The sequence below is a fragment of the Haloferula sargassicola genome (genome assembly GCF_040362925.1).
In the GTDB taxonomy this organism is placed as follows: domain Bacteria; phylum Verrucomicrobiota; class Verrucomicrobiia; order Verrucomicrobiales; family Akkermansiaceae; genus Haloferula; species Haloferula sargassicola.
On record NZ_BAABRI010000017.1, the window covers coordinates 24,793 to 47,591 of the forward strand.

The window sequence follows — 22,799 nt, forward strand, 5'->3', positions numbered from 1 at the left end:
CAAGGCCCATGTTTGAAGGTTACGACCCGGGAGAATTCTACGATGAAATGTTCGCCTCTTCCGACGAGGTGAGGACGAGTTGTGCGGACGTGCTCTCCAAGTTCGAGAAGATGTCCGACGACGATTTCGAGCGCCGGCGGGCCGCCTGCGACGAGCACTTTCTCCGCCAGGGCGTCACGTTCACGGTTTATCACGACGACCGAGGCACCGAGCGGATCTTCCCCTTCGATCCCGTGCCGCGGGTGATTCCGGCCGATGAGTGGGAAATGCTGGAGGCCGGCCTGACCCAGCGCATCATCGCGCTCAACCTGTTCCTCCACGACATCTACCACGGCCAGCAGATCGTGCGGGACGGCGTGGTGCCCGAGTACCACATCAAGGGCGCCAAGCACTACCGTCCCGAGTTCCGCGGCGTGGATGTGCCGGGCGACATCTACATCCACATCTGCGGATCCGATCTGATCCGCGGCGATGACGGCCAGTTTTACGTGCTGGAGGACAACGGCCGCTGCCCGTCCGGCGCTTCCTACCTTTTGGAAAACCGCAACGCCTTGAAGCGGGCGTTTCCCGAGATCTTCTCCGGCTCGAAGGTGCGGCCGGTGGATGCCTACCCGGTGGAGCTGCGGAAGATGCTGCACCACGTGTCGCCCCACCGCGAAGGCGATCCGGTGTGCGTGCTGCTCACCCCGGGGTGCTACAACAGCGCATATTTCGAGCACTGCTACCTGGCCCGCGAGATGGGCATCGAGATCGTGGAGGGCCGCGACCTGACGGTGGTCGATGACTTCGTCTACATGCGCACGACCAAGGGCCTGGTGCGGGTGGACGTGATCTACCGGCGGATCGACGACGATTTCATCGACCCGACGGTTTTCCGCAAGGACTCGGTGCTCGGCGTGCCCGGCCTGATGAATGCCTACCGGGCCGGCAACGTGGCCTTGGCCAACGCGGTCGGCACCGGCGTGGCCGACGACAAGGTGATCTACCGCTTCGTGCCGGACATGATCCGCTACTACCTGAGCCAGGAGCCGCTGCTGCCGAACGTGCCGACCTACCTCGCTTCGGAGGAGGAGGACCGGAAATACATGCTCGACCACCTGCCGGAGCTGGTGGTCAAGGCGGCCAACGAGTCGGGTGGCTACGGCATGCTAATGGGCCCCTCGGCCACCAGGGAGGAGATCGCGAAGTTCCGCGAGCTGATCCTGAACGACCCGCGCAACTACATCGGCCAGCCCGTCGTTTCCCTTTCCCGCTGTCCGACGGCCTGCGATGGCAGCATGGCCGGCCGCCACGTCGATCTGCGGCCCTACATCATCTATGGCAGCGATGTGAAAATCGTGCCCGGCGGCCTGACCCGCGTCGCCCTGCGGGAAGGCTCGCTGGTGGTGAATTCCTCGCAAGGCGGGGGCAGCAAGGATACCTGGGTTTTGAGGGATTGAGTCATGCTATCACGAGTCGCCAACAGTCTTTATTGGATGGTCCGCTACATCGAGCGGGCGGACAACCTTGCGCGCCTGATCGAGGTCAACGAGCGGGTGTTGCTCGATTTCGGCAGCGATGAAGGCAGCCGGGAGGAAACCTTCTGGCGCCCGATCATCGCCAGCACGGGGGACGAGGAACTCTACGCCGAGCTCAATCCCGGCGGGGACGGCCCCGGGTCGGTGGTGCATTTCCTGACCAGCGACCGCAAGAACCCGAACAGCATCGTCTCCTGCATCGCCCTGGGCCGCGAGAACGCGCGCATGGTGCGCGACCAGTTGTCGGAGGCCTTGTGGGAGGAGATCAACTCGCTCTATCTTTTCGTCAATTCCGACGCGGCGCAGCGCATGCTGAGCAGTGACCGGGCCGACTATTTCAGTGCCATCCGCCGCAGCACCTTCTGCTTCCACGGCATCGCCGCGGGCACCACGCTGCGGCGCGAGGCCTGGGCATTCATGGAGCTCGGCCGCTATCTCGAACGGGCGGACAAAACCACGCGCTTCCTCGACGTCGCCTACTTCCTGCCGCCGGAATACGCGGCTTCTTCCGATCACTGGATGTCGATCCTCAAGTCCTGTGGAGCACTCGATGCCTACCGCACGCTCAACCGGGGCCCGGTGGACCGCGACGGGGTGGTGAAATTCCTGCTCTTCGAGAAATCATTCCCACGCTCGGTCGCCTTCAGCATCGATCGCGTGGACGAGTGTCTTCACAACATCTCCGGCCGCCCCCGGGGTGGCTACGGCGATGCCGCGGAGCGCTGCTCGGGCAAGCTGCTGTCGGAGCTTTCATTCAGCGACCTGACCGCGATCGCAGGCGACGGCCTCCACCCCTACCTCGACGAACTCCAGAGCGGGATCAACGACGTGGGATCCGAGGTGTTCGAGACCTACGTGCTGTTGCCGGACAAGGCCGAGGTCAAGCCATCGTATCCGACGAGCACCGTGTCGGCGGTGGCAGCCTGGCAGATGGAGCAGCAGCAGCAATGATGTCCGCGTTCCAGCAACAATCCTCGGGCGGTCATCAGCAGCAGTCCTCGGGCAAGCCGGCAACGGGGCCGAAGTTCAACGTCGTCCACCGCACGACCTTCATCTACGGCGCGCCGGTGAAGGACAGCGTGAACTCGCTGCACCTCGAGCCGCGCACCTTCCCGTTCCAGAAAACGATCATGGCCACCATCCGCGTGTTGCCGGCCACGCGGCTGCGGAACTACGCCGACCTGTTCGGCAACATCACCCACTACTTCGAGGTGCTGCAGCCCCACGAGCGGCTGGAAATCGAGAGCCGCTTCCGGGTCGTGAACCTGCCGCTGGACATCCCGGCCGCCGCCCGCGAGGCGGAGATGGACTGCTACTCCGATGCCGAAACGCAGGAGCGCATCTGGGCCTACCTGCAGGAAAGCCGCTTCGTTTCCCGCCATCCGGAGCTGTGGCGGCAGGCGATCGATCTCACCCGCGACGTGTCCAAGGTCTACGACCGCGCCACGCGGATCATGGAATGGATCCACGAGAACTTCACCTACGAGGCGGGTAGTACCCACGTCAGCACCCATCTCGAGGAGGCCTTCGCCGGGCGCAGGGGCGTGTGCCAGGATTTCACCCACGTGATGCTCGGCCTGTGCCGGGCCATCGACATCCCGGCCCGCTATGCCTCCGGCTACCTTTACAACGGCCCGCGGGACTCGCTGGTCGGCGCCCAGGCCTCGCACGCCTGGCCGGAGGTCTACCTGCCGGCGGTCGGCTGGGTGGGCTTCGACCCCACCAACAACTGCCTGGCCGACGAGCGCTTCATCAAGGTGGCGGTCGGCCGTGATTACGACGATGTGGCACCGATCAAGGGCAGCTATCGAGGCACGGCGCATTGCCGGCTGTCGGTCACCGTCGATGTGGAAAAGCTCTGAGCCGCGTCAGTGCAGCGTGCTCATGCTCGGGATCGCGGAGATGAGTTCCTTGGTGTAAGCGTTCTTCGGCCAGCGGAAGACCTGTTCCGCCTCGCCTTCCTCGACGATTTTTCCACGGTACATCACGGCGATCCGGTCGGCCAGGTAGCGCACCACGCCGAGATCGTGGGAAATGAAGATCATCGTCAGCCCGAACTGCTGGCGGAGTTCCTTCAGCAGGTTGAGGATCTGCGATTGGATCGAGACATCCAGCGCCGAGACCGGTTCGTCGGCGATGATCAGCTTCGGCTCCGGCGCGAGGGCGCGGGCGATGGCGATCCGCTGCCGCTGGCCGCCGGAGAACTCGTGCGGGTATTTTCTCTGGAACCGCGGATCCAGCCCGACGGTTTCCATCAGCTCGGCCACCCGGCCGGCGAGCTTTTTCCCGCTCGCGGACGGATGCCGCTGGCGGATGGCCTCGGCCAGGGTGGAAAAGACGTTCATCCGCGGGTTGAGCGAGGCGTAGGGATCCTGGAAGACCATTTGGAAGTCCAGCCGCCGCCGGCGCACCGCGTGGGACGGCAGGGCGGTCAGCTCGACGCCATCGAGCACGATCCGGCCCGAGGTGGCGGGCTGGAGCTGCATGACCGTGCGGGAAAGGGTGGACTTGCCGCAGCCCGACTCGCCGACCAGGCCCAGGATTTCCCCCTTTTCGGCGTGGAGGCTGACTCCATCGACGGCCTTGATGGTCTCCACCGTTGAGGAAAAGAGCATGCCGCTCTTCTTGTGGAAGTAGGTTTTGAGGTCGTCGATTTCCAGGTAGGCCACGGGGAGAAGCTGCAGGTTGGTGGGGAGGCCGGCAAGCGCCGACCGGCGGATGGAAAGCTCAGAACGTGCCGTTGAGTTTGCGGCCGGTCCAGAAAGCGCCGAGCACGAGAACGAGGATCGTAACCACCGTCCAGTTCGACCACAGCGGAAGCCGGTGCTCGATCGGCCGCGGGGCGGGCAGGGCGCGGATTTCATCGGCCAGCGCGCCGAGGTTGGCCGGGCGGATCACGCGGCCGCGGGTGATGCGCGCCATTTCCTCCAGCACCTCGGGGCGGGCCGGCTGACCCACCTTTTCCAGCTCCACGCCCTGGGCGAGCAGCTTGGTCTCCACGGACGAGCCGTCATCGCCGACGATGCGCGCGGAAATCTTCCATTGGCCGGGCTGGGTGATCCTCACCCGGCCGCTGTAGGAGCCCCAGGCGGCATCGCTTTCCTCCAGCGAAATGCTGGTGGACGAGCCGTCCGGCGCCACCGCCTCCAGCACCACCTCGCCGTCCTGAAGCGGGGCACCGTTGGCATCGAAGGCGTTGGCGTGAAAGGTGACCCCATCGCCCGGCTCGGGACGCTCGGGCGTGTAGTAGAGGCGGATGCGCTGGCCGGGCGCCATGTTCCGCTGGTACGACATCCAGCGCGCCACCTGGCCCCAGAAACGGTAGTGGTACTTGTCCTCGACGCCGCGGCGCCAGCGCCAGGCGGAGTCGATGCCCATGTAGAGCACCTTGCCGGAGCCGGCGGAGGAGGTGACGATGATCGGCGTGGGGCCGAACTGGCTGCGGCGGTTGGCGTGGACGGCGAGGACCTGCGTGCCGCCCTTCGCGCGGGTGACGGCGGCGTGCCAGGTGAAGCCGGGCAGCGAGTTCCACACCTCGGGGTTGGTCTCCTCGGTGTCGGCCAGCAGCGTGAGCAGCGAGCTGCGGCCCTCGCTGGTCAGCTCGAGCGGCGAGGGCGTCGGATCGACGATGCCCTGCGGTTGGTTGGCATCCGGAATGACCGGCATCAGCTCGCCCAGCGCGGTGCCGAGCAGGCTGAGTTGGTTGCCTTGGTCTCCGGGCAGGAAAACCACGCCGCTGGCCTGGTTTTCGACCAGCCCGGCGATCATCGCGCACTGGTCCGGGGTGAGCTGTCCGGTGCCGACGTCCCCGATCATCACCACGTCGTAGGCGGCGAGTTCCTCCGGCTGGGACGGGAACTGCTCGATGTAGTCCGGCCCTTTCCCCATGCCCAGCGAGGGGTGGAAAAGCAGGCAGGAAAGCTCCACGCCGGGGTCGCGAGAGAGGGCGTTGCGCAGGTAGCGGTATTCCCAGCGGGGCAGGGTCTCGATGACCAGCACCTTGATCGATTCCGGCCGGCCGGTGAGGTTGAACTCGCGGCGGTTGTTGGCGCGGACTCGTTCACCATCGGCCATGGGAAACTCCATGGTCAGCGTGGTGGTGCCCTCGTCCTCAATGCGCCACAGGATCGAGTCGTAGTTTTCCACCCCTGGTTGGAGGGTCACTTCCTTGCTGCGCAAGCGGCCGGTGGCATCGTGGATGCGGACGGTGGTGCGCACCTCGCGGTCCAGCGACGAGCGGATGGTGAACGGGATCTGGACGTTTTCGCCGACGATGCCGTAGGTCGGGGCGTTGACCGCGATCAGGTCGAGGTCGGGCAGCCGCTGCTCGCTGCCCACCGGCACGGCGAAGAGCGGAATGCCACGCTGGAGCAGGCGCTGGGCGGCCACCACCGGCGGCTGGCCGAGGTTGTGATCGCCATCGGAGAACAAAACGACCGCCCGCAGGTTCGACTCTTCCTCGAGCAGGTCGGAAATGGGGGCGGTGAGGTCGGTGCCGGACAAAGGCACGTCCTCATCCGGCACGCAGATGGCGCGGCGTTGGACTTCATTGGCACCGTTGGCGGAGAGCTTCTCGACCAGCGACTCGGTGGCCACCTGGTCGACCCACTCGCGGCGCGAAATGACCTCGCCGCCCGCCACTTCGGCGTCCACGGTGTCCATCGAGCCCGAGGCATCGGTCAGCACCATGACCTGCGGGCTGGACTCCGGGTGAATCACCGTCCGCCACTCCGGCTTCCACAGCAGAAGTACGGCGAGCACCGTAGCCAGCAGCCGGAGGGCCTCCACCGCCGCGGTGCGTCCGGGGTGCAGGCTGCGTTTCCAGATCAGGAAAGAAAGAACCGCCACCCCGACCAGCGCGACCACCCCGATGACGAGCATGGAGGGACTCGGCGAAAAGTTCAGATTCTGGAGGGTGAAGTTCAACGGAAGGAGCGGAGGTGTCCGGTGGAGGCGGTCTGCGCGGCCTCGGCGGCCGCCTTTTTCGGCAGGCACAGCAGCGCCTCGGAGAGCAGGAACAGCAGCATCGCGACCATCAACGCCTGCCACACCGGCCGGCCCAGCGAATCGGCGGCCGAGGCGCGCTGGTCCTCGAACAGCGAGTGGTCGGTGCCCTCGAAGAGCAGGTCGAGCGTGGGCTCATCGAGCACGCCGACCACGTCCTCGTCCGCCGGGCGGTTGACGGCGAGCAGGCCGTCTCCGGTGCGGAACACGCCGGCGAGGTAGGACTCGGCGGCCCGGTCTTCCTGGGGATAGCGGTCGACCCGCTCGTGCGCTTCGTTTCCCGCCCCCAAGGCCCGCCGCGAGCCGACCTCGGCCAGCAGTCCCGTCTCGAAACGCTTGCTGCCGGCCTCCACCGCGCGCTGGGCGAGGGGCAGGAGCACGTCCGCATCGCCGAGGTTCGACCAGGTGTAGTCGGGCCGCGTGCCGACCATCCAGACGACTCCGTCGCCGATCACGCGGCGGGTCAGGAACGGTTGACCGTCGTCCCAGGACGCGAGCACGGCCGCCTCGCCGGTGGGCACGCGGCGGCGGATCGAGCGCAACCGGTCGGCGGGAATCGGAGTGCCATCGAGGCTGTCGCGCAGCAGGCCATCGCCATGGTCCCACTGGGAGAGGATGAAGAATTGGTCGGCCTGCGACTCGGTGGTGGCCTGCCATGCGAGCTGGAGGAAGTCGCCGCCCTCGTCAGCTTCAGGCGGGAAAAAGACCACCTGGCCTCCGCGATCGAGGAAGCGCTCGAGGCTCTTCGCTGCTTCACCGGCGGGCAGCGGGGCGGACCAAAACACCGTGGAGATCTCCGACAGCTCGGGCAGCGCCTGGGGCGGGCTCAGGGTCGCCGACTGGCCGCCGAAGCCATCCGGCGCGGCGGCCAGCGTGAGATAGGTGCTGGCTTCACCGGGATCGCCGACCACCAGGGACTTCACCGGACGCGCGGGGCCGTAGGCGAAGAAGGCCACGTTGTCCCGCAGGTTGCCGTCGCCAGGCAGGCTGACCCAGCCATGCCCCTGCTCGCGGTCGGCCGGGACCGGCACGGTTTTCTGAAGCTGGAGTTGCTGGCCGCTGATGGCGACCGACTCGGAGATCACCGCTCCGTCCATCTGGATGCTAAGCGGCAGCGTGATCGGCTGCGTGGCTTCATCGGTGCGCACGATTTCCATGCTCAGCACGAGGGAATCTCCGGCCCGGCGGGCACCCAGCGCCCGGATGGCCTGGTTGGCGGCATTGCGGCCGACCATTCCCAAAATGCGGATCCGCGGCGGCTGCGGCAGGGTGGTCAGCGCGGCACGGGTGGCCTCCCACTGGCCGTCCTCGGGGCGCCAGTTCGAGGCCTGGAGATCGGACACGACCCAGATCTCCGACCGGCCCTGGGTGTGGATCAGATACTCCGCCGCACGGGCGAGCAGGGCGGGGAAATGAGCCTCCGTGTCGGTCCCGGCGGTCGTCGAGAGCTCGTCGAGCACCTCAGGCGAGGGCAGCTCCTGCGGCGTGCCGCTGGCGCTGTCGATCAGCACGATGCGGCTGCCGGAAAAATCGTCCAACGCGCCCTTGAGCCGGCCGATGGCGATCTCGCGGCGGCTGTTGCCGGTGTTGAGCGGTGAGGCCTCCATCGAGGCGGAGCGGTCGAAGATCACCACGATCACGTCCGGCTTCCCGGCCCCCAGGCCGAAAAACCCGCCGATCACCGGTTGCGCCGCGGCGAAGGCCAGCGCGGCCAGCGCGAGAGCCCGGCAGGTGAGGATGAGGATGTGGCGCAGCCGTTTTTTCCCGCGGGTCTCGCGGCTGGCCTTGAGCAAGAACTGCATCGCCGCCCATTTCACGGTCCGGTGGCGCCGCCGGTTCAGCAGGTGGATCGCGATCGGAATGATCGCAGCCAGCGCAAGCCAGAGAAAAGTTGGAGAAAGCAAGACCATGGATCAGGTAAGGCTGAGGCCTCGGACGGCGAAGTCGGCATGGATGCAGTCGAAGGTGTCGCCGCTAAGGCGGTCCTTTTTCTTAAGTGCCTCCTTGTAGATCTTGATGCGATGGATGTCGAAGCGTGCAAGATCGGTATGGTATTCGTCTGGATTGAAATATTTATACCAAATTTGAGAGTTAAGGTGGAAGCTAGGGTAGAGGCGGCGTGTTCGCCGCGTAAACGTGCTGAGATCCTCGGATTCAATGAGTGCAAGGATTTGTTGTTGGTGGTTCGACGTGGGGTCTGCAAGCTCCCTGTCAATCAAGTCGGATGCTGTTCCTCCTTCAGATTTGAACTTCACAAGTCGCGTAAATCCGGCCTTGTTCCAGTAGGTATCCGTTCGGACATAGTCCTCCCCCCACCAGCGGTAGTTCAGTGACCTCAATACGTTGACGACCATTGCATTGAAAAACCAGTCGCGCTTTCGAAGTCTCTTCATACGTTCGAGTCTCTGAAGTAAGAGCGGAGGTGGGGGGCCGTAGAGGGAGTAGTAAAGCGGGGTGGGTGTGCCATTCCTAAAAAGGTAGGCGGTATCAGAGCAGTTGTTTCGTTTCTTTGAGTTGAATGTATGAGATGCACAAACTCCATTCTTTGGGTCCGAAAGCCCCTTTTTTGAGGCAGGTATGATGTGATCAACCCAATCCGTCTCGCTTGTGTAGCGAAGAGGAGCATCGAGCAGCCACAAATTTGCTCCTGTAAAGCAGCATGTCGCTCGATCACGCTTATAGATCTCCGCTTTCTGCTGGCAGGTGAACTCGGTTCGATTGCGTCCCATGCTTCACCTCCCCTTCGGAATCCGATTGATCAGAAACTCCCGCAATAACGGCTCCAGTGCGGTATCGGTGGCGACGAGCTGGTAGTCGGCGGTGGCGTCGTTGCACTTGGCGCGGACGTTCCTCATGAAGTCGTCGAGCGCGGCGTGGTATTCATCGGCGATCAGGGAGGGCTCGGCGACCAGGGCGGTGCCGTCCTCGAGATCGACGAAGCGGTGCGGCCGCTCGAAGTCGAAGTTCAGCTCCTGGGGGTCCATCAGGTGGAAAACGGAGATGTCGTGCTTGCGGTAGCGGAGGTGCTGGAGCGCCTCGGACAACTCGCCGGTGTCGGTGAAGAGATCGGAGAGGATCACGACGAACGCGCGTTGGCCGATTTTTTCGGCGATCTCGTGAAGGGCTGCGACCAAGCCGGTTTCGCCCTCCGGTTCCAGCGAGGCCAGCGTTTTAAAGATCCGCTGCAGGTGGGCCGGGCGGCGGCTGGGCGGCACCTCGAGGTGAACCTTTTCGGTGCAAACCGACAGGCCGGCGGCATCGCCCTGGTTGACCATCAGGTAGGAGAGCGAGGCGGCGAGGCGCCGTGCATACGCCACCTTCGACTCGCCCTTGCCGGCGAAGGCCATCGAGCCGGAGGCATCGACCACGAAGTAGGCGCGCAGGTTGGTATCCGCCTCGAATTCCTTGATGTAAAAGCGGTCGGAGCGGGCGAAGGCCTTCCAGTCGAGGCGGCGCGTGTCGTCGCCGGGCACGTATTTCCGATACTCGGCGAACTCGACCGACGAGCCGCGGTGGGGCGAGGCGTGGCGGCCGGCGACGTTGCCGATCATCGCCGTGCGGCTCTCGACCGGCAGCGAGCCGAGGCGCGAGAGCAGCTCGTGATCGAGGAACTCGTAGGCGTTGTGGCTCACGATGCGTGGAGCTCGTCGATCAGCCGCTCGACGACCTTGCGCGAGGTCATGCCCTGCGACTCGGCGGAGAAATTGGTGATGACGCGGTGGCAGAGGACCGAGGGTGCGACGGCCTCGAGGTCCTCCAGGCTGGCCATGTAGCGGCCCTTGAGCGCGGCGCGCGCCTTGGCACCGAGGATCAGGTACTGCACGGCGCGCGGACCGGCACCCCAGGCGACCAGCTCCTTGACCCAGCCGGGTGCCTCGGGCAGGGCAGGGCGGGTTTTTCGCACCATGGAAACGGCGTGGTCGTAAAGGTGATCGGGGACCGGCACACGACGCACCAGCGCCTGGTAGGCGAGGATCTTGGAACCATCGAGGAGCTTCTGGAGCTGCGGCTTGGCGGAGCCGGTGGTGGCGCGGGCGATCTGCTTTTCCTCCTCGGCGCTGGGGTAGTCGACCTCAATCAGGAACATGAAGCGGTCGAGCTGCGCCTCGGGCAGCGGGTAGGTGCCTTCCTGTTCGATCGGGTTCTGGGTCGCGAGCACGAAAAACGGCGGCTGCAGGTCGTAGGTGCGGCCGAGCACGGTGACCTTGTTTTCCTGCATCGCCTCGAGCATCGCCGACTGCGTTTTCGCCGGCGCGCGGTTGATTTCATCGGCCAGCACGAGGTTGGCGAAGACCGGGCCGGCGGCGAACTCGAACTCGCGGTGACCGGCGTCGGTTTCCTGAATGATATCGGTGCCCGTGATGTCCGCCGGCATCAGGTCGGGCGTGAACTGGATGCGGTTGAAGCTGAGGTCGAAGGTCCGGGCAACGGTGGAAATGAGCAGGGTCTTGGCCAGGCCGGGGACCCCCATCAGCAGGGCGTGCCCGCGGGCGAAAAGGCAGATCGCCAGCCGCTCGATCACGTCCTCCTGGCCGACGATCGCCTTGGCCAGTTCTTCGCGGAAGGCGGCGTAGGTTTTACCCAGCTCGTCGATGGCGGCGACGTCGTCGGGGGGTAGATCGGAGGTGGGCGCGGGTGAGAGGGTGGGATCGTCCATGGAAACGGATGCGAAGTAGGATAAGGGCGACGCTAGGGTGGGCGCGGGGTTTGTCGAGTAGGGATGGCATCCGGGAAAGGAGTGCGCGGCGGGGGGCGTAGGCCCTGCCATGAACGGGCTCCGACGATCCATGCTGCTGGTGATGATGAGTGCGGCTCCGGCCATCGCCGCCGAGGGGAAATGGGAGTATCTGCTGGAGTCGCCGCTGGCCTCCCTCTGGACTTCCGCGAGCGGCGGAGCACCGGGAAAAGGGTGGCTGCTGGAGGACAGCATGTTGCACCGGGTCTCCGGCTCCGGGGACCTGATTTCAAAGGCCCGCTACACCGACTTCGAACTGGAGTTCGAATGGAAGATCTCCAAGCGCGGGAACAGCGGCGTGAAATACCGGGTGCGGAAAAAAGGGCCGGCCTGGATTGGCGCGGAATACCAGGTCCTCGACAACGAGCGTCACCCCAATGGCAGGACCGATGACCAGCGCGCGGGCTCGCTCTACGACGTGGTCGCCGCGAAAAAGGGCGCGGACAAGCCGGCGGGCGAATGGAACCGGTCGAAGATCGTGGTGAAGGGCGAATCCATCGTCCACTGGCTCAACGGAGAGAAGGTCGTGGAGGTCGACCTCGGCTCGGAGCAGTGGAGGAAGCTCAAGAGCGACAGCAAGTTCTCCAAGGTCGTGGATTTCGCCGCGGCGGAGCCCGGCCGGCTGCTGGTTCAGGACCATGGCGACGAGGTCTGGTTCCGGGCGATGCGGATCCGTCCGCTGTGAGCGGAAATCCGTCGGAAAATTCAGATTTCCCGCTTGTCAGCCCGAATTCCTCTGCTAAACAGCCCGCCCGCTCCGGACCGGAGCACGCGATTCTTGGTTTCCGGTCCCCAGGCGACACTCGCTTACCCAAAGCTCCCATGGCACGTATTTTCGGCATCGAAATCCCCAACGAAAAGCGGATCGAAGCATCGCTCCGCTACATCTACGGCATCGGCGCGACGACCGCGTCGCGCATCCTTGACCACGCCGGCATCGATCCGGACATCCGTGCCGGCCAGCTGACCGAAGACCAACTGGTCAAGATCGGCACCGTGATCCAGAGCGAGGGCATCATCATCGAAGGCGACCTCCGCCGTGAGAAGCAGGCCCAGCTCAAGCGCCTGACCTCGATCAACTGCTACCGTGGCATCCGCCACAAGCGCGGCCTGCCCGTCCGTGGCCAGCGCACCCGCACCAATTCCCGCACCCGCAAGGGCAAGCGCAAGACGGTGGGCGTGAAGAAATAACCTCTGACTTTTCTCCAAGATGGCTGACGAAGAAACCAAAGCTGAAACTCCGGCCGCCGAGGCTCCGGAAAAAGCCGCCCCGGCCGCCGAGGCCGCGGCTCCCGCCGCCGCTCCCGCCGAGGAAGCCAAGGCTGAAGAAACCGCCGCTCCCAAGAAAGAGGAGAAGCGCGACATTTTCGCCGAGATCGCCGGCGCTGAAGAGGGTCAGATCAAGATCCACAAGGCCAAGGGATCGAAGAACGTCTCGAAGGGCATCGTCCACGTGACGGCCACCTTCAACAACACCATTGTCAGCGTCACCGACGCCAGCGGCAACACCATCGGCTGGTCGAGCGCCGGCAAGATGGGCTTCAAGGGCAGCCGCAAGAGCACCGCCTACGCCGCCCAGGTCGTGTCGCAGGATGCCTGCCGCCAGGCGATGGGCCACGGCCTCAAGGAAGCCGATGTCCGCGTCAAGGGCCCGGGTTCCGGTCGCGAGTCCGCCGTCCGTGCCGTGCAGGCCCTCGGCGTCGAGATCACCTCGATCAAGGACGTCACCGCCATTCCGCACAACGGCTGCCGCCCGAAGAAGGCCCGCCGCGTTTAATCCCCACTTTTCCTTTACCATGGCACGTTACACCGGACCCCGCGCCAAGATCAGCCGCCGCTTTGGCGTGGCTCTCTTCGGCTCCTCCAAGGCTCTCGAACGCCGCAGCTTCCCGCCGGGCCAGCACGGCCTCCGCGCCGGCCGCAAGAAGAAGAGCGACTACTCGATCGCCCTCGGCGAAAAGCAAAAGCTGCGTTTCCAATACGGCGTCCTCGAGAAGCAATTCCGCGGTTACTATGAGGAAGCCGCCCGCCGCCGCGGCGTGACAGGTGAGATCCTCCTGCAACTGCTGGAGCTCCGCCTCGACAACGTCTGCTACCGCCTCGGCTTCGGCAACACCCGTGCCGCCGCCCGCCAGCTCGTCAACCACGGCCACGTTTACGTCAACGGCACTCGTGTCGATGTGGCCAGCTATCAGGTGAAGCCGGGCGACAAGATCAAGGTCGGCTCCAAGCCCTCCGCCCAGCAGCTCGCCCTGCGCATGATGGACTTGACCCAGTCGGTCCCGCTGGTGGATTGGCTCACGCTCGACCGCGACTCGCTCGAGGGCACCGTGGAGCGGGTTCCGGATCGCTCGGAAATCGACCCGCTCGTCAACGAGCAGCTGATCGTCGAGCTTTACTCGCGCTGATCGGACCTTCCGACGATTTTTCTCAAAACGCCCGTCCACGCAAGTGGTCGGGCGTTTTGCGTCGGGGCGGCGGGCATGGAGCGGGGCGGCGGGCATCGACCGCCGGGCAGGGCCGGTGAAGCTCGACGGCTGCTGCACTCGCTTGGCGACCCTGGCAGCCTCCGTGTGGGGAGCTGAAGTCGGGGTCGAGATCAAGTCAGATGGCAGGCCCTGTCCGGCGGTCGATGCCCGCCGCCCCCGTGGGTGGATGGCTTTTTCCAATCGGAGGGGCTCCGTGGAGGGCTGGGCGGGACGCGGAGGACGTGGGCTGGGGGAAGGGCTCGGCAGGCCCTGTCCGGCGGTCGATGCCCGCCGCCCCGTGGGTGGATGGCTTTTTCCAATCGGAGGGGTTTCGTGGAGGGCTGGACGGGACGCGGAGGACGTGGGCTGGGGGAAGGGCTCGGCAGGCCCTGTCCGGCGGTCGATGCCCGCCGCCCCCGTGGGTGGATGGCTTTTTCCAATCGGAGGGGCTCCGCGGAGGGCTGGGCGGGACGCGGAGGACGTGGGCTGGGGGAAGGGCTCGGCAGGCCCTGTCCGGCGGTCGATGCCCGCCGCCCCCAGGGGTGAGGCCGGCGAAATCGCGGTGCGCGGCAAAAGGCCGACTGCGCTCATCTGCCGCTTGACCGAAATTCATACCCATTTCTCTTTTCCTCGCCCGCCCAATCCGCCAAATCAGCGCCCCGTTTTCATGAGCAATCCCTTTCGCGAAGACCTCGTTTCCCGCACCCGCCCCGATCCGTGCACGGTGGTGATCTTCGGCGCCACCGGCGACCTCACCCACCGCAAGCTGGTGCCGGCGCTCTACAACCTGGCCGTCGATGGCGAACTGCCACCCGGCGTGAAGATCGTCGGTTTCGCCCGTCGCGACAAATCGGACGAGGAATTCCGCGAGGGCCTCGAGGAACTCAACCGCAAGGTCTCGCGCTCCGGGCACGACGACGAGGTCTGGTCGAGCTTCGTGCAGAGCATCCATTACCACCGGAGCGAGTTTCACGATGACGACGGCTACCGCCGCCTGGCCGAGCGGCTCGACGAATACGACCGCGAGCGCGGCGGCAAGGGCAACCGGCTGTTCTACATCGCCAGTGCGCCGGAGTTCTTCGATGACATCCTGGAACACCTGAAAAAGGCCGGCCTGAACAAGGCCAAGGACGGCTGCTGGTCGCGCGTGATCGTCGAGAAGCCCTTCGGCACCGACCTCGCCACCGCACAGCACCTCAACCACGTGGTCAGCAAGACCTTCGAGGAAAAGGACACCTTCCGGATCGACCACTACCTCGGCAAGGAGACCGCCCAGAACCTGATGGTGCTGCGTTTCGCGAACGCGATCTTCGAGCCGCTGTGGAACAGCAATCACATCGCCCAGATCCAGATCACCTGTGCGGAAAACCTCGGCATGGAGGGCGGTCGTGGCGGCTACTACGACAAGGCCGGCGCGCTGCGTGACATGGTGCAGAACCACCTGCTCCAGCTGCTCAGTCTGGTGGCGATGGAGCCGCCGACCGATCTCAGCGCCGACGGCGTGCGCGACGAGAAGGTGAAGGTGCTGCGCTCTTTGCGGCAGTGGGACACCGCGGAAAAGGTCGCCCGCAACGTGATCCGAGCCCAGTACACCGCCGGCCACGTCGATGGCGAGTCGGTCCCCGGCTACCGCGAGGAGGACCGCGTGGATCCCGAGAGCATGACCGAGTCCTACGTGGCGCTGCGTTTGCTGATCGACACCTGGCGTTGGAGCGGCGTGCCGTTCTACATCCGCATGGGCAAGCGCCTGCCGAAGAAGGCGACCGAGATCTCGGTGCACTTCAAGTCGCCGCCGGGCGTGCTTTTCAATGCCACCCCCGGCGGCTTGCCGGGAAACAACGTGCTGGTCATCCGCATCCAGCCCGACGAGGGCATCTCGCTGCGGATGGTTTCCAAGATCCCGGGCACCAGTCTGCGCCTGGAGCCGGTGAAGATGGATTTTCACTACTCGACGAGCTTCGGAAAAAGCAGCCCGGAGGCCTACGAGCGCCTGCTGCTGGATGCGATGGCCGGCGATGCCACCCTGTTCGCCCGCCGCGACGAGGTGGAGGAGGCCTGGAAGTTCATCGACCACATCGAGCATGCCTGGCACCAGTCCGATCAGCCGCCGGCGATGACAGAATTCGTCGCCGGTTCGTGGGGACCGAAGGAAGCCGATCAATTGCTGAAGGAGGACGGCCACGAATGGCGTCGACTGTAAGGAGAAAGTCATGAGCGAGACCCTTTCCGTCCATCCCGAACTCGGCCGCGAAGTGCCGGTCGGCACGATCGATCACGAGCTGAAGAAGCTGTGGGGCGAGGACGATGCCCGCACCAACGCCTCGCTGATCAACCTGGCGATCTATTCCGAGGTGCCCGACAGCCTCGAGCGGAACTCGAAGGCGGTGCGCGAGCTGACCGTCGAGCACGCCTGCCGCGCCATCCTGATCAGCATGGACTTCGACGCCCCCGAGGCCTCGATCCGGGCCTGGATCACCGCCCACTGCCACCTGCATCACGGTCGCAAGTCGGTGTGCTGCGAACAGCTCGCCTTCGCGCTGTCCGGCCGCTCGACCGGTCGCCTGCACAACACGGTCTTCGCCCACCTGGCCTCCGACCTGCCGCTGACGCTGTGGTGGCAGGGCGAGCTGAGCTGGGTGTTCGACGACCGCTTCGCCCGCGGGGTGGATCGCTTCATTTTCGACAGCTCCGAGTGGTCCACGCCGGTCGCTTCGTTTGGAAAAATCCACCATGCCCTCGAGTCGCGCGATGCCTTGGTGGTGCAGGACCTCGAGTGGACGCGCAGTTTCCAGATCCGCGTTTCGACCGCAGCCTTGTTCGACGACCCGGTGGCGCAGTCGGTGCTTGGAAAGATCGACACGGTCACCATCCGCCATCATGCCAAGCATCGCATGGCGGCCTTGCAACTGCTCGCCTGGCTGGTCACGCAAGCCGGCTGGCGGGAGGCCAGCGAGCTGTCGCTGCGCGACGACCGGAGCGCAGGCGGCGCGCGGTCGTTTTCCTTCGAAAGCCGCGGCGGCCAGGGCATCACGGTGACCCTCGAGGCGGTGGACGCCGGGCCGCCCATCCAGCTTTTCCGCCTGCGGGGCGGGGAGGTGACGATCGAAGTCATCCGCTGCGAGGGCGACAACTATCTCTGCCGTCATCTGGAGGCCCCCGGGCACCACATCGAGGAGCCCGGACCGGTGGATCCCGAGTCGTGCGCCGGGCTGGTCGGTGAGCAGCTTTCCCGCGGGGGAAAAAACTCCCTGTTCCGGAAAATCCTGCCGTGCTTCCTGCGATTGCTGGAGGCCGATTCCTAGTCTGATCCGCGCTGCGTCTGCACTCCGCGGATGGTATGAAACGCGCTTGAATCCCCATCTTTCTAACTCCATGGTCCGCCTCCCTCGGCGGAGCCGCCGAATTCCTGCATTCCGACCATGATCCGACTTCCCGACGATGCCCCCTTCACCGCCGAGCAGCGGGCTTGGCTTGAGGCATTCCTGACCAAGACCCTCGCCGGTGTTTCGATCCCCAGTGCCCCGACCGGGCCGGCCGTGCCGGTGACGGTGCTGTGGGGCTCCCAGACCGGCAACGCCGAAGGGCTCGCCAAGAAGCTCCTCAAGCGCCTGAAGAAGGGCAACTTCGAGCCCACCGTGGCCGACCTGGCGACCTACGATCGCTCGCAGCTGCCGCAGGAAAAGAACGTCCTGGTGATCACCTCCACCTATGGCGACGGCGAACCGCCGGACAACGCCGCGGATTTCTACAACTGGATCCTCTCGGCCGACGCACCGAAGCTCGAAGGAGTGAGTTTTTCCGTGCTCGCGCTCGGCGACTCGAACTACCCGGACTTCTGCAAGTGCGGCGTGGACATCGACGTGCGTTTCAGCGAGCTGGGAGCCACCCGGATCGTGGAGCGGGTGGACTGCGACGTGGAATTCGATGCCGAGTTCAAGCAGTGGAGCGAGGCCGTGGTCGATGTCCTGGCCCCGGAAACGGTGACCGTGCCCGCCGGCGAGGAAACCCTCGACCAGACGGAGGAAGGTTTTTCGAAAAACCGGCCGTTCCCGTCGCCCATCCTGAAAAACTTCAACATGAACCAGGGCGGGGCCCGGGAAACCCACCATATCGAGTTTTCCCTCGAGGGATCCGGCCTTGTCTACGAGGTCGGCGATGCGCTCGGCCTGGTGCCCGAGAACGACCCCAAGGTCGTCGATGAGATCCTCGCCAACCTGGCTTTCAACACCCATACCGACGTACCGCTGCCGAACGGCAAGGAGGCGCCGCTGCGCGAGGCGCTTTTGAAGCATTACGACATCGGCACCCTTAACAAGTCGATCATCAAGAAGTGGCAGCCACGCAGCGGCTCACCCTTCCTGCGGGCGCTGGTGGAGGCCGATGACAAGGCCGCCTACACCGAGTTCTGCTGGGGGCGCGACCTGATCGATCTCGTGATCGACCACCCGGCCGACTTCGCCGATGGCGAGGACTTCGTGGGCATCCTGAAGAAGCTCCAACCCCGGCTCTACTCGATCGCCTCCAGCCCGAACGCCCACCCGGGCGAGGTGCATCTGTGCGTCGGCATCGTTCGCTACGAGAGTCATGGTAGGAAGCGCGGCGGCATCTGCACGAGCTACCTCGCGGACCGTTCGGCGGGAGCGACGCCCGGCGTTTTCGTCCACTCGAACAAGGCCTTCCGTCTGCCGGAAAATCCGGACACGCCGCTGATCATGTGCGGCCCCGGGACCGGCATCGCGCCCTTCCGTGCTTTCCTCGAGGAGCGGAAACTCCAAGGTGCCAAGGGCGGCAACTGGCTGCTTTTCGGCAATCCGTACCAGGCCACCGATTTCCTCTACAAAGACGAGCTGGAAGGCTACGTGAAGGATGGCACGCTGGACCGCCTCGACCTCGCGTGGTCACGCGACCAGAAGGAGAAGGTCTACGTGCAGCACCTGATGCAGCAGAACGGCGAGGAGCTGTGGAAGTGGCTGCAAAAGGGAGCGGCGTTCTACGTCTGTGGCGATGCCTCGCGCATGGCCAAGGACGTCGATGACGCCCTTCACGCCGTGGCCGTGAAGCATGGCGGCATGAGCGAGGACGAGGCCGCCGAGTTCGTGAAGCAGCTCAAGAAGGACAAGCGCTACCAGCGCGATGTCTACTGACGACGGGGCGTTCCCGGACGGTTGGATTTTCGATGGCGCGTCCGGACAAGGCGCGCCATCTTGGCATCATGAAAGCTCTTTGTGTTGCTCCGCTGGCCCTCGTTCTCGTGTCGGTTTCCTGTGAAAAGGAGGAGCCTCCGAAGGCGGTGGTGATCGAGGACCACGAGGTTTCCGTGAATGGCGATGAAGTCGCCGACCGGATTGAGGAAGCCGGCGACGAGGCTGAGGAAGCGGCGGGCGAAATGGAGTATCGGATCGGCGAAGTCGAGGAGGAGCCGGTTGAGCCCGGGGAGGAGCTGGACGAAGCCATCGAGACGACGGACGAGCGCGCCCGAACCATCGGCGAGCGGACCGGGGAAGGGATCGATACCGCCATCGAAAAGACCGGCGAGGGCGTTCGAACGGCCACCGAGAAAACCGGCGAGTTTCTGCAGCGGATGGGCGAGAGGATCGAACGTACCGCCGAGGACGCGCAAGAGTGATGAAAGGGGCGGCGGGCATTGACCGCCGGGCAGGAGGGTGGCAGCGCGGGGGCTTGGGGAGAGGCTTCGAGGTCTTTGAAGCGGGCTTTTCCGGGCGCGGAGGACGTTTTTTGAGCGGGCCCACGTCGGGGGCCCTGCCCGGCGGTCGATGCCCGCCGCCCCCGTGTCGATGCCCGCCGTCCCCGTGTCGATGCCCGCCGTCCCCGTGTCGATGCCCGCCGTCCCCGTGTCGATGCCCGCCGTCCCCTTCGCGGTCGTGACGTCTCACGCTCAGCGGACTTTTTCTAAAAAGTGGACTCCGGCCGGCAAATTTCTGCAGTGGATGAGGTTGGGGCGGCGGGCATTGACCGCCGGGCAGGGGGGTGGCAGCGCGGGGGCTTGGGGAGAGGCTTCGAGGTCTTTGAAGCGGGCGTCTCCGGACGCGGAGGACGTTTTTTGAGCGGGAGCGCGCCGGGCAGGAGGGTGGCAGCGCGGGGGCTTGGGGAGAGGCTTCGAGGTCTTTGAAGCGGGCTTTTCCGGGCGCGGAGGACGTTTTTTGAGCGGGCCCACGTCGGGGGCCCTGCCCGGCGGTCGATGCCCGCCGCCCCCGTGTCGATGCCCGCCGTCCCCGTGTCGATGCCCGCCGTCCCGGGTCGATGCCCGCCGTCCCTTAAATCCGGCGGACTTTTTCCAGGAAGGGAATCAGCTCGTCGACGCCGAAGTCGGCCAGTACCTGGCCGTCCCAGTCCATCGTGGGGGCCTTGGTCTGGCCGCTGAGCTCGATCATCGCCTGCATGCCGTCACGGTCGCGGGAGACGTTGACCGTCTCGTAGTCGATCCCTTGGCGGCGCAGGTAGGCTTCGACGTCGATGCACCACGGGCAGCCGGGCTTGATGTAGAGGATGGGAAGCATGGTGGAGGATCGCACGGATGAAGATCCACGCCGCTGCCGTTAGATGAAGCGGACCGCGTGCTTTTTCGAGAGCTTCAACACATCCCCGGCAGCCGGAGAAACGGTGGCGTTCGGGTCGAAGAGCTTGTCGCCATTCAGTTGGACGGAGCCGGAGGAAATGAACTGCTTCTTCAGCTCGCCGTTCGACTTGGTGATGCCAAACGCGCTCTCGAAGCTTTGCGCGGCCAGGGCCAGCACCGTGGTTTCCCCGGGACAGGGGATTTCCGGTAGGTCGGAAGCGGCGAGGTCCTTTTTGGAAAACCGGGTGTCCCAGTCATCGCGCGCCGCCTTGCCGGCCTCCGGGCCGTGGTAGCGGGCGGTGATCTGCTCGGCGAGCGACTTCTTGGCCTCCATCGGGTGCTGGGCGGGATCGAGCGTCTGGCCGAGCAGCAGCAGGTAGTAGCGCGCCATGAGGTCGTCGGAGACGCTCATCAGTTTGCCGAACATGTCCTGCGGCGCGTCGTTCACGCCGACGTAGTTGCCGTAGGACTTGGACATCTTTTTCACGCCGTCGAGGCCCTCGAGCAGCGGCATGGTCATGACGATCTGCTGCTCCTGGCCCTCTTCCTTCTGCAGGTCGCGGCCGACGAGCAGGTTGAAGAGCTGGTCGGTGCCGCCGAGTTCGACGTCGGCGCGGACTTCGACCGAGTCCCAACCCTGGACGATGGGATACTGGATCTCGTGAAGCCGGACCTCCGTGCCCTCGGCGATGCGCTTCTTGAAGTCCTCCCGCTGGAGCATTTGCTGCATGGTCACGCGGGCGTTGAGGCGCAGGACGTCCTCGAAGGTCATCTTGCGGAACCAGTCGCCGTTGTAAACGACCTCGGTCTTGTCGGGATCGAGCAGCTTGAAGATCTGGTCGGTGTAGGTCTTGGCGTTGACCAGCACATCCTCGCGGCTGAGCGGCGGGCGGGTGGCGGAGCGGCCGGAGGGATCGCCGATGGTGGCGGTGAAGTCGCCGATGAGGATCACGATCTGGTGCCCGAGTTTCTGGAACTGGCGCATCTTTTCGAACACGACCGTGTGCCCGAGGTGGATGTCCGGCGTGGTGGGATCGAGCCCCAGCTTGATGCGCAGGGGGCGGCCGGACTTGAGCTTTTCGAGCAGTTCCTTTTCCGAAATCACCTGCGCCGTGCCGGCGGTGAGGATCGCGAGTTGTTCTTCGGGCGTCACGGCGGTGGGTCTAGGGCAGCTCGGGGCGCGTGACAAGTGGCGAGGAAAAGGCCTGCAAATCCCGTATTGCGGGCGGGGGGGCGTTTTGGCAGCGTCGCCCGCCGTGAGCCATCGATTTTTTCCCACCGCCTGTGTCCTGGTCGGATGCCTGGCCTCGTGTGCCGGGGAAAAATCGGCCGAGCAGCCGGTGGCGGCGGCCGCCCACAAGAAGACGCTGGAGGACTTCGGAACCTACAATCCGAATTACTCGGGCGGGGCCCGCAAGTCGGCTATGGAGAACTCGCAGGCCAACTCGATGTATGAAGGCGAGCTGTCGAAGCGCGAGTTCGTGGCCAAGGACTATGCCAAAAAGTCGTTCTGGGGGACCAAGGACTACGCCAAGCAAGTTTATGGCGGCGATACCGATGGCAGCCGGTTCATGACCGCCGCCCGCGAGGGTTCGTCCGGGGCGCGCGAGGGTGCGATGGTTTCCCGCGACAGCGGGCGGAACTACACGACCGATGCCATCGGCACGGGCGCGGCCCGCGAGGCGGGGATGGAGGGCATCGCCACGACCTCCGATGCGGAAACCGACCTGCGCCGGCGGGTGTGGAAACAGCCGGAGATCCGCGACTACCGCAGCGAACGCTCGCTGACGGTGGAGGAGACGAACTCGATGCTCGGGCGCTGAGTTTCAGTCGCGCGGGATGGTGGCGAGGACTGCCTTGCGCAGCTCGCTCCAGCGGACGGGCCGGTTTTCCAGGAAACTGGAGGTGGCGGCGGTGAGGCGGACCGACATCAGCCCGGGAAACTTGTCGCGCAGGTAGCTCTGGAGGTCGTTCGAACCGGTGGTGCCGGAGCGGACCTGATCAGCGGGCAGCACCTGGCGCAGGGCGGCGATCCAGCGGTCGATCCAGTCCAACTCGTCGGTGCGGCGTCCATCGCAGGCGATCTCGACCGCTGCGCCGCCGAGGTCGGCGGTATCGACGGAGAGGTGGACGGTCGTTTCCCGGCGCATCATCGGGATGCGGATGCGGTTGGCGAGGGTGTCGAGGTAGTTCTTCTTCTGCCGCTCGTCGAGGCGGCGGCGTTGGTCCTCGGTGAGCGACCGGCTGAGCTGACTCCAGCGGTCGTCGCTTTCCGGATGGCGGCCGAGGTCGATCAGCAGCCGCGTGCTTTCCGCATGGATCAGCGGCGAGTGGACCTGCATGGCCACGCCCTGGGCGAGGTTCAGCGCGCCGGGGGACCAGCCGTGGGCGGCGATGAACTCCTCGTGGCCCTTGGCATCGGCGCGATGCCATTCGGGAACGGTGGAAACGGCGGTTTCGCAGGACGGGATGATCGCGGTCATGAGTCGGGGCGGGGC

At 65.3% G+C, this 22,799-nt stretch carries 21 protein-coding genes; 12 read left to right on the forward strand and 9 right to left on the reverse strand.

Annotated elements, in window-relative coordinates:
- Positions 1-8: 8 nt before the first annotated feature.
- From ABXH26_RS14600 to ABXH26_RS14610, 3 genes are read left to right on the forward strand one after another with little or no spacing between them, the layout of a single operon-like run.
- Positions 9-1,439 carry a circularly permuted type 2 ATP-grasp protein gene (locus ABXH26_RS14600; protein ID WP_353567825.1) on the forward strand — a complete coding sequence of 477 codons (1,431 nt, stop codon included), beginning with the start codon at positions 9-11 and terminating at the stop codon, positions 1,437-1,439.
- A gap of 3 nt (positions 1,440-1,442) precedes the next feature.
- A complete protein-coding gene (locus ABXH26_RS14605; RefSeq protein ID WP_353567826.1) occupies positions 1,443-2,468 on the forward strand; it encodes an alpha-E domain-containing protein in 1,026 nt (341 codons plus the stop codon).
- On the forward strand, positions 2,465-3,379 hold the full coding sequence (locus ABXH26_RS14610) for a transglutaminase family protein (protein WP_353567827.1): 915 nt from the start codon (positions 2,465-2,467) through the stop codon (positions 3,377-3,379). The genes ABXH26_RS14605 and ABXH26_RS14610 overlap by 4 nt, the downstream gene beginning before the upstream one ends.
- 6 nt (positions 3,380-3,385) lie before the next feature.
- Here the strand turns inward: ABXH26_RS14610 and ABXH26_RS14615 are convergent, their stop codons facing one another.
- From ABXH26_RS14615 to ABXH26_RS14640, 6 genes are all read right to left on the reverse strand, one after another.
- On the reverse strand, positions 3,386-4,186 hold the full coding sequence (locus ABXH26_RS14615) for an ATP-binding cassette domain-containing protein (RefSeq protein WP_353567828.1): 801 nt from the start codon (positions 4,184-4,186) through the stop codon (positions 3,386-3,388).
- 58 nt (positions 4,187-4,244) lie between these two features.
- Positions 4,245-6,443 carry a hypothetical protein gene (locus ABXH26_RS14620; protein ID WP_353567829.1) on the reverse strand — a complete coding sequence of 733 codons (2,199 nt, stop codon included), beginning with the start codon at positions 6,441-6,443 and terminating at the stop codon, positions 4,245-4,247.
- Positions 6,440-8,431: a BatA domain-containing protein gene (locus tag ABXH26_RS14625; RefSeq protein ID WP_353567830.1), complete on the reverse strand. Its 1,992-nt coding sequence runs from the start codon at positions 8,429-8,431 to the stop codon at positions 6,440-6,442. Before ABXH26_RS14625 ends, ABXH26_RS14620 begins: the two co-directional genes overlap by 4 nt.
- Before the next feature lie 3 nt (positions 8,432-8,434).
- Entirely contained in the window at positions 8,435-8,914 is a 480-nt protein-coding gene (locus ABXH26_RS14630) for a hypothetical protein (protein WP_353567831.1), read from the reverse strand.
- A gap of 339 nt (positions 8,915-9,253) precedes the next feature.
- Positions 9,254-10,153: a DUF58 domain-containing protein gene (locus ABXH26_RS14635; RefSeq protein WP_353567832.1), complete on the reverse strand. Its 900-nt coding sequence runs from the start codon at positions 10,151-10,153 to the stop codon at positions 9,254-9,256.
- The gene (locus ABXH26_RS14640; protein ID WP_353567833.1) at positions 10,150-11,178 is read right to left on the reverse strand and encodes an AAA family ATPase; all 1,029 of its coding nucleotides are present in this window, start codon (positions 11,176-11,178) and stop codon (positions 10,150-10,152) included. The genes ABXH26_RS14635 and ABXH26_RS14640 overlap by 4 nt, the downstream gene beginning before the upstream one ends.
- Positions 11,179-11,287: 109 nt before the next feature.
- On the opposite strand from ABXH26_RS14640, the gene ABXH26_RS14645 reads away from it, so the two are divergent.
- From ABXH26_RS14645 to ABXH26_RS14680, 8 genes are all read left to right on the forward strand, one after another.
- The gene (locus ABXH26_RS14645) at positions 11,288-11,941 is read left to right on the forward strand and encodes a 3-keto-disaccharide hydrolase (protein ID WP_353567834.1); all 654 of its coding nucleotides are present in this window, start codon (positions 11,288-11,290) and stop codon (positions 11,939-11,941) included.
- A gap of 137 nt (positions 11,942-12,078) precedes the next feature.
- On the forward strand, positions 12,079-12,447 hold the full coding sequence (gene rpsM / locus ABXH26_RS14650) for a 30S ribosomal protein S13 (protein ID WP_353567835.1): 369 nt from the start codon (positions 12,079-12,081) through the stop codon (positions 12,445-12,447).
- Positions 12,448-12,466: 19 nt separating this feature from the next.
- Positions 12,467-13,033 carry a 30S ribosomal protein S11 gene (rpsK, locus tag ABXH26_RS14655; protein ID WP_353567836.1) on the forward strand — a complete coding sequence of 189 codons (567 nt, stop codon included), beginning with the start codon at positions 12,467-12,469 and terminating at the stop codon, positions 13,031-13,033.
- Positions 13,034-13,052: 19 nt separating this feature from the next.
- A complete protein-coding gene (gene rpsD / locus ABXH26_RS14660; RefSeq protein WP_353567837.1) occupies positions 13,053-13,664 on the forward strand; it encodes a 30S ribosomal protein S4 in 612 nt (203 codons plus the stop codon).
- 727 nt (positions 13,665-14,391) lie between these two features.
- On the forward strand, positions 14,392-15,924 hold the full coding sequence (zwf, locus tag ABXH26_RS14665; protein WP_353567838.1) for a glucose-6-phosphate dehydrogenase: 1,533 nt from the start codon (positions 14,392-14,394) through the stop codon (positions 15,922-15,924).
- Positions 15,925-15,934: 10 nt separating this feature from the next.
- Positions 15,935-17,026, forward strand: coding sequence for a glucose-6-phosphate dehydrogenase assembly protein OpcA (locus tag ABXH26_RS14670; RefSeq protein WP_353567839.1), 1,092 nt, complete (start codon positions 15,935-15,937; stop codon positions 17,024-17,026).
- 117 nt (positions 17,027-17,143) lie between these two features.
- On the forward strand, positions 17,144-18,868 hold the full coding sequence (locus ABXH26_RS14675) for a diflavin oxidoreductase (RefSeq protein ID WP_353567840.1): 1,725 nt from the start codon (positions 17,144-17,146) through the stop codon (positions 18,866-18,868).
- Between the two features lie 68 nt (positions 18,869-18,936).
- Entirely contained in the window at positions 18,937-19,350 is a 414-nt protein-coding gene (locus tag ABXH26_RS14680) for a hypothetical protein (RefSeq protein WP_353567841.1), read from the forward strand.
- A gap of 649 nt (positions 19,351-19,999) precedes the next feature.
- Here the strand turns inward: ABXH26_RS14680 and ABXH26_RS14685 are convergent.
- The gene (locus ABXH26_RS14685) at positions 20,000-20,242 is read right to left on the reverse strand and encodes a glutaredoxin family protein (protein WP_353567842.1); all 243 of its coding nucleotides are present in this window, start codon (positions 20,240-20,242) and stop codon (positions 20,000-20,002) included.
- 39 nt (positions 20,243-20,281) lie between these two features.
- The gene (tyrS, locus tag ABXH26_RS14690; RefSeq protein WP_353567843.1) at positions 20,282-21,454 is read right to left on the reverse strand and encodes a tyrosine--tRNA ligase; all 1,173 of its coding nucleotides are present in this window, start codon (positions 21,452-21,454) and stop codon (positions 20,282-20,284) included.
- Between the two features lie 103 nt (positions 21,455-21,557).
- Here tyrS and ABXH26_RS14695 point away from each other — a divergent pair, with 103 nt between their 5' ends.
- Complete coding sequence (locus ABXH26_RS14695; RefSeq protein WP_353567844.1) at positions 21,558-22,124, forward strand: hypothetical protein; 567 nt, start codon at positions 21,558-21,560, stop codon at positions 22,122-22,124.
- Positions 22,125-22,127: 3 nt separating this feature from the next.
- On the opposite strand, the gene ABXH26_RS14700 is transcribed toward ABXH26_RS14695, so the two are convergent.
- Entirely contained in the window at positions 22,128-22,784 is a 657-nt protein-coding gene (locus tag ABXH26_RS14700; RefSeq protein WP_353567845.1) for a hypothetical protein, read from the reverse strand.
- Positions 22,785-22,799 lie beyond the last annotated feature (15 nt).